6 protein-coding genes are annotated in these 7,088 nt (G+C 35.9%); 3 read left to right on the top strand and 3 right to left on the bottom strand.

All coding sequences use genetic code 11. The annotated features are described in order from the left end of the window. Together ACTHJT_RS00615 and ACTHJT_RS00610 are read left to right on the top strand one after the other, a co-directional pair. Window positions 1–221, top strand: a 221-nt coding sequence (locus tag ACTHJT_RS00615) for a DNA-directed RNA polymerase subunit alpha C-terminal domain-containing protein (protein WP_440235621.1), incomplete at its 5' end; no start/stop codon positions are given. 389 nt (window positions 222–610) lie between these two features. Continuing rightward, on the top strand, window positions 611–1,783 hold the full coding sequence (locus ACTHJT_RS00610) for a hypothetical protein (RefSeq protein WP_440235619.1): 1,173 nt from the start codon (window positions 611–613) through the stop codon (window positions 1,781–1,783). A 6-nt stretch (window positions 1,784–1,789) separates the two neighbouring features. On the opposite strand, the gene ACTHJT_RS00605 is transcribed toward ACTHJT_RS00610, so the two are convergent. From ACTHJT_RS00605 to ACTHJT_RS00595, 3 genes are all read right to left on the bottom strand, one after another. After that, a complete protein-coding gene (locus ACTHJT_RS00605; protein ID WP_440235618.1) occupies window positions 1,790–3,475 on the bottom strand; it encodes a L,D-transpeptidase family protein in 1,686 nt (561 codons plus the stop codon). A gap of 77 nt (window positions 3,476–3,552) precedes the next feature. After that, window positions 3,553–5,238, bottom strand: a complete 1,686-nt coding sequence (locus tag ACTHJT_RS00600; protein WP_440235617.1) for a L,D-transpeptidase family protein — start codon at window positions 5,236–5,238, stop codon at window positions 3,553–3,555. 24 nt (window positions 5,239–5,262) lie between these two features. Next, the gene (locus ACTHJT_RS00595) at window positions 5,263–5,931 is read right to left on the bottom strand and encodes a murein L,D-transpeptidase catalytic domain family protein (RefSeq protein WP_440235615.1); all 669 of its coding nucleotides are present in this window, start codon (window positions 5,929–5,931) and stop codon (window positions 5,263–5,265) included. A gap of 170 nt (window positions 5,932–6,101) precedes the next feature. Here ACTHJT_RS00595 and ACTHJT_RS00590 point away from each other — a divergent pair. Then, window positions 6,102–7,088: HAD-IC family P-type ATPase (locus ACTHJT_RS00590; protein WP_440235613.1), on the top strand; the 987-nt coding region annotated here is incomplete at its 3' end.

Genomic DNA, 7,088 nt, shown 5'->3' with positions numbered 1-7,088 from the left:
CTTGTCCGGTTTGTGAAGCTGAAAGAAAACCTAAATCAGGCTTTCTTTCCGGCTTGAGCGCGCCTGCAGGTAGAGCCTTAGCATCTATCGGCATAAAAACAGTTGAGCAACTTGCACAACATACACAAAAAGAAATCATGGCCTTACATGGTATGGGACCTGCTTCATTACCTAAACTCAAAGCTGCTTTGAAAGATGCCGGATTAGATTTTAGAAAATAATCATCAAATAGAATGCTAACAGACTATTGATTCTATTTAAAATAACATGGTTGCTAGCGTTTTTTTAAATACCTTTGCTTATAATACTATTTTCAATTATAAGCTTTTCTGTTTAGGTTTAAATCATGTTGCACGACTCAGTTATAAAATATTCAAAATATTTTTTACTTTTTTTATTCTTCGGTGCGTTTATTTACATAGCAATCAGGGCATGGAACATTTCATTTACACATGATGAAAGCCTTACTTACACTATTATAACAAAAAACAGTCATTTTAAAAACACTGCAAATAATCACCTATTAAATACTTTTCTAGCATCGGTATGCAGTTTTCTATTCGGCTTTAGCGAATTCTCATTAAGACTTCCCAATGTAATTGCTTTCGCCTTGTATTTATATTTTGCTTACAAGATTATAACAAAAAAAAATAAGATAATCTTAATGCTGCTGGGAACCGCATTACTACTTTTAAATTCCTATCTGTTGGACTATTTCAGTTTATGTCGCGGATACGGGCTGGCAATCGGCTTTTCTTTGGCGGCTCTGTATTTTCTGTTTGAGAGAGACTTTGATACATATGGTCAATATAAAAACAATTTATGTATATCCTTATTTTTCAGTATCCTGGCGGCATATTCAAATCTCATGTATGTAAATTTAAATATTGCAATAATGCTCGTGTTCGGCATCGAACTTTTATCGGGCATACGCACAAAAACAATTGAATTAAATAAGAGAAAGATTACCACCCTGGCAATTATTCTTTTAGTGAATGTGGCTTTGCTTTCATGCCTGGTCTCTCAATTATTGATACTGAAAGCAAATAATGAATTATATTATGGTGGCAATACAGGATTTATACACGACACTGTTTTGAGCTTACTTAATAAATCGTATAAAGCAACAGAAAGAACTAATTTTATCATTTTGTATACAATGATTACGTTATTGATAATTTCGATTCTTTATGTATTTATAAATAGAAATAAAAAATTGACACCACTTTCAAAGTCAGTTTTAATTTTTGTCTTGGTAGTACTTGCAACTATATTTCAACATACATTTCTGGATTCCTTGTATCCTATTAACAGAACGGGGTTGGTATTTGTACTTTTATTTGCATTGGTTGTCTTTTATTTATTTTCAGAAGTATCAGCCAAAAGTAAACTAAGCGATATAGCAGTAACAATAATATCTGTACTTCTTATCATTCCATTGATGTTGTTTTTCTGTAGAACATTAAGCTTCTATCAAACAAAAGAATGGCCTTATGATTCCTGCACAAAAAAGATGATGGCTTTAATTAATCAGGAAAATAAAACTGCTCACCGTCCGGAAAATAGTATCACGATTTCAAATAACTGGCTCTTTACTCCGTCCATAAATTATTATCGGGATGTTTATGATATGAATTATCTGACAAAGGCTAAAAGAAAAGGAATTAATACGGATTCTGAATATATTTTTGCTCTCAAAGATGATCTTGAAAAGGAAAATATCCCTCAAACATACACGACTATTTTCAACCATGAGAACATTTATCTTTTTCAAAAGAAATAAATGTCATTATAATTTAACTGCTGCATTTAAGGCCTCAATAATCATTTTATCTTTTCCATAAATATCCTTGAAGAAATATAAGTGCCCGTCACCTTTTTTCGAATAACAGGTAAAATAAGTAAGCATCACTGGCATTTTTTCTTTCAGCGTAATCACATAATTCTTTTTATCACGAATGATCTTGTCAATCTGGGCCTGTGTTATACCTTGCCTGGAAAGGATATGTAAAGCAAACTTCAGCGGATCTTTTAAGCGTATGCAGCCATAACTGAAAGAACGTTCATCCTGCTGGAATAAATATTTACCAGGTGTATCGTGCAGGTATATGGAATATGGATTTGGGAACATCAGCTTTACTTGTCCGAGTGAATTTTTAGGTCCTGGATTTTCACGAATGGTAAACGGAAAATTGTCAGCTGTATAGGAACTGAACGAATTAGGAATTGCCGCCTGTGTATTCCCCCTGAACAGATTCATATTATGAGACCGCAGGTAATCCGGATTTCTTTTCAACGCTGGAAGCATCTCATTTACTGCGATAGAACGCGGCACTGTCCAGTACGGATTGAATTCTATATAAGTCATCATTGCCTCAAACACAGGCGTAGATGTATATTCCCGGCCGACAATGACAGACTCTTCATATACGACATTTTTTTCAACAAAATGACGTAAGGTGTAATCAGCAATATTCACTAAAATAAACTCGTGCGGTAAATCACTTGGAAGCCACCGGAAACGTTCCATATTAACACGAATAGCTGCACGTACTTCAGCTGCAGTAAAATTCAACTTATCAATCGTTTTTTTATCCAGCTTACCCGAAGGGGTAACACCAACATGTATCTGAAATATTTTAATCGATTCATATAACTGTTCATCAAATATATTATTGAGTGAATCAAAATTATATTCAGACGTAGATTGCAAACGTTGTTTAATGGAGCGGATAGTATAAGAAGTATCTCCCTTTACCAACGTGCGTCCAGTATAAGGAATCTTCTCCTGGTAAATGGCTTGTCCGCCGAGGCTATCCACCTGCTTCAGCGTTTCACGCAATGCTTCATAGATCTCGTATTTCGGGCGTAGGATTGAAGGCAATGAATCCAGGTTGCTGGTAAAATAACACACCAGCATAGAATCTGAAATAATTTCTGATGCAGGTTCTTTATAGTTCCAGTTGGGAAAAATGGTACGGGGGTCAACTTTACCCTTGTATAAATGTTTAATATAAAAGTATGTTGCCCTTGTGATATTAAGTTCAAATCTTAATGCTTCATCTGTAGTTATATTTCTATTTAAATATTCAGCATATTTTTCTTTTAAATCACTATATGAATAGTCTTCAGGATTCAATCCATCTGAATGGGCATTATGCAAAAGCATAAGTGCTTTTTCAATACGTTCCTGATATAACCAGAATGGTTGATATTCATTTCGTTTATAGATTTTATTGAGGTCAAATAACCAACTGCTATTTTTTGCTGTGTCGTCTTTATAGCCTACTGTATCTACATCGAAAAATATAGAAAGCTCTTTGTGAACAGAATCTCTTATAGAATCAAATGCATCTACTTTAGATATGTTTCCTTCTATTGCTTGTTCCGCTTCACCTTTTCCTTCTTTTGAACAAGATGACACAACTAAAATCAAAAAAATAAAAACAGGTAAAATAGGAATATAACGCTTCATAAATGCTATCTACATAATCAATATTAAAGTACTGCAATATAGTTATTTGAAATAAGCTTATTCCCTGAAAAATAGATTTACTTCGTTAATGCGTCAATAATTTTCTTATCGCTTTCATATACGTCATAAAAAAAATACATTCTGCTATCGCCTTTTTTTGCGTAACAGGTAAAATAGCTGATCATAATAGGCATCTTTGTTTCGAGGGCCATCACATAATTTTCGGTCGATTGCACGATTTCATCAATTTGCTTCTCTGTTACTCCCTGAGGTGATAATAAATGATCTGCAAATTTAATCGGATTGTGCAGACGTATACAGCCATGGCTAAAGGAGCGTATATCACTATCGAATAAATATTTTGCCGGCGTATCGTGCATGTAAATAGAATACGGGTTCGGGAAAGAAAATTTCACCTGACCCAGTGAATTCTGCGGTCCCGGTTTTTCCTTTATGGTAAAAGGAAAATAGCTATCAGAATAACCTTCAAAAGAAGCCGGCGGTGCAATTTCCTTATCTCCATCAAACAAAAACATATTGTGCTTGCTGAGATAATCCGGATCTTTTTTCAACGAAGGTAACAATTCCTTTACAGCGATGGATCTTGGTACTGTCCAGTACGGATTGAATTCTACATTGACAATGATTGCCTGAAAAACCGGTGTCTGATTGAGCTGCTTACCAACGATAACTGTCTCGTTGTATACAATCTTATCATTCTTAAAATGCGTGAGTGTATAATCCGGAATATTAACGACAATATACTCGTCGGGCAATTCTCTTGACAGCCAGCGACAGCGCTCCATATTGGCCCGGATTGTATTACGGAATTGTGCAGGTGTATAATTCAATCTGGCAATTGTGGTCTTATCTATGACACCCGTAGGGTGTAAGCCAACGTGCTGCTGAAAAATTTTGATAGACTGATATAATTGTTCATCAAATGTATTATTCATTTCCGCAAACGAGTATTCTGTTGTCGCCTGCAGGCGTTGTTTAATTTGCAGTATAACAAAAGATGTATCTCCTTTAACAAGTTTTTTACCGGTGAAATCGATCTTTTCTTCCGGAAAGCCTTTTGCCTCCAGCGAGTCCGCATGAATAAGAGCGTTTTTTAACGACTTATAAAAATAGTTTTCCGGACGAAAACGAGCCGGTATCTGATCTACATTTTTATTAAAAAAAATTGACAGTAATGAATCTGTAATCAATTCTTTGGATGGCCGCTGATAGTTCCATTCCGGATAAATTGCTACCGGATCAAGCTTACCTGAATACAAATGATGTACATACTTGTACATGGATGATGTAAGCATCAGCTCAATGTCCAATGCTTCTGCTTCATCTATTTTATTATCTTTTAGCGCGGCAGCATAAATAGATTCCAGTAATTTACAGTTATAATCATTCGGACTCAGGCCTTCCTGTTCACTTGCTTTTAAGACGGCCATAGCATCTTCTACCCTTTTTTGGTTTGACCAGAAAGGCTCATAACTGTTTTTCTCATAAATCTTAAAAACAGGATTGGTATAGTTATATATATAAGAATTAGCAACGATGCCATTGCCCGTTGAATCCGCTTTTTGTATTTTCTGATGAATAAAATCTTTATTGGATTCAAACCCATCCTTCGTAAAAACGGAAACGGGATTTGTAATAACATCCGGCACCTTAACGGTAACCTGCTTGGAAGGGATTGTCTTCTTTGAACAGGCACTGCTAACAGCAGCCGCCAAAAGAAGTATTACTAGAGGTTTGTACATATATACCTAAGTTACTAAACTTAGTCAATGCAACCAAACCGATGTGTTTAAATAATTTGTATCGGGGTAGTAATGAAAGATCAATGCATTGTTGGTTACCTGTGGTGCAATAGTATTAAATGTTCCTGCAGGTAACGCCGGACATCCCAGACTACGTCCTAACCTCCCTTGCTCCTTGCATAGCTTTCCATCAGCATAATCTGCTGTATGCATTACAATCGCACGCTTGCGTGCATTATCATTAAACCCTTTATCAAGGCCATCCATACGAATGGATAAACCATGCTGGCCCATATAACTTTCAGATAACATATAAAACCCTAAGCTGGATTTGTTTGACTCGGCCTCATTTGAGAAACTTGTAGTATAATTTTCTCCTGAATGTTTACCATGACAAACATAATCTGTGCAAACCAATGAAGTATCTGTCAGGTCAATCAAATAGAATCTTCTTTCTGTAGAAGGTTTAGAGAAATCCACTACAGCCAGATACCTGAAGTTCTTATGCAGAGAATCCTGGATGGAATTAAATCCTTTCAATGCATACGCGTATACTTCCGGGTTCAGACCGCTTATATTAGTTGCTTTGGGCACGGTATTTTTATCATCATCTGCACTTAGGGCTTTATGCGCAACAAAAGGCAGAAATGCTATAATAGCCGTTATAATACATAGTTTCTTTATGGTTCTCATGTAGCTGGGTTTGAGTACAAATATATAACATAAACAGCACCTTAATAATTCCATAATATCTGAAAATATTTATATAAAATACACATGAATAAAATACTAATAAAAACGCTTTTTATGTAACAACTATTCTTCCATGAGCTTATAGCTTACAAAAAAATCCCCTTTCAGCTATGAGTATAAAATACCCGATTGAAGATCCATTTACAATATCTGCCGACACACTTATACGAGATCTCCAAACCGATCCGGAAAAAGGTTTAACTAACTCGGAAGCTGATAAACGAATCCGGGAATTCGGACCGAATATCTATGAAGCTCAAAAACAAAAAAGTATTTGGATCATTTTTTTACTACAGTTTAAAAGCCCTATTGTTTATTTACTTATAGCAGCTGCAGCCGTGTCTTTATATTTCAAAGATTTAATAGAAACTGCTGCCATATTAGTTGTTATTCTTATCAATGCGGTTATCGGTTTTTTCATGGAACTTCAGGCAAGAAACTCCATGAATGCGTTGAAGAAAATGGATGTTATAAAAACAAAAATAATCCGCGATGGAAACGAACAGGAAATACCTGCAGAAAATACGACACCAGGTGACCTTATTTTGCTGGAAGCCGGAGACATCGTTCCAGGCGATGCGCGCATCATTGAATCCAATCAATTAAAATGTGATGAATCATCGCTTACAGGTGAATCTATGCCGGCTGAAAAGAATCCGGAACAACTCCCTGCTGGAACAGGTTTAGGTGACCAGCATAATATGGTGTTCAAGGGAACGTCTGTTGTCAATGGAAACGGAAAGGCGTTGATTACTGCCATAGCAAAAGATACACAGCTTGGCACCATTACATCGCTGGTAGAAAAATCTGAAAATAAAAAAACACCGCTGGATGAAAAAATAACCAGCTTAAGTAAAAAATTAATATGGATTACATTAATCATGACTGCTGTATTTGCAGCAACGGGTGTATTTCAGGAAAAGGGATGGATGCTGATATTTGAAAGCGCTATAGCACTGGCTGTAGCAGCCTTTCCGGAAGGACTTCCGATTGTTACAACAATTGCACTCTCCCATGGCATGCTTTTAATGGCTAAAAGAAATGCCGTGGTAAAAAAACTTTCCGCGGTAGAAACACTTGGCGGCACCAACATCATC

The sequence above is a fragment of the Cytophaga sp. genome (assembly GCF_051961495.1).
GTDB lineage: Bacteria > Bacteroidota > Bacteroidia > Cytophagales > Cytophagaceae > Cytophaga.
The sequence above is the reverse complement of the archived record's forward strand: the minus strand, read 5'-3'. Positions and strand labels throughout refer to the sequence as shown.

Excerpts from the sequence above, each read along its gene's own strand:
- ACTHJT_RS00600 (WP_440235617.1), bottom strand. The coding sequence starts at position 5,238 with ATGTACAAACCTCTAGTAATACTTCTTTTGGCGGCTGCTGTTAGCAGT.
- ACTHJT_RS00595 (WP_440235615.1), bottom strand. The coding sequence starts at position 5,931 with ATGAGAACCATAAAGAAACTATGTATTATAACGGCTATTATAGCATTT.
- ACTHJT_RS00605 (WP_440235618.1), bottom strand. The coding sequence starts at position 3,475 with ATGAAGCGTTATATTCCTATTTTACCTGTTTTTATTTTTTTGATTTTA.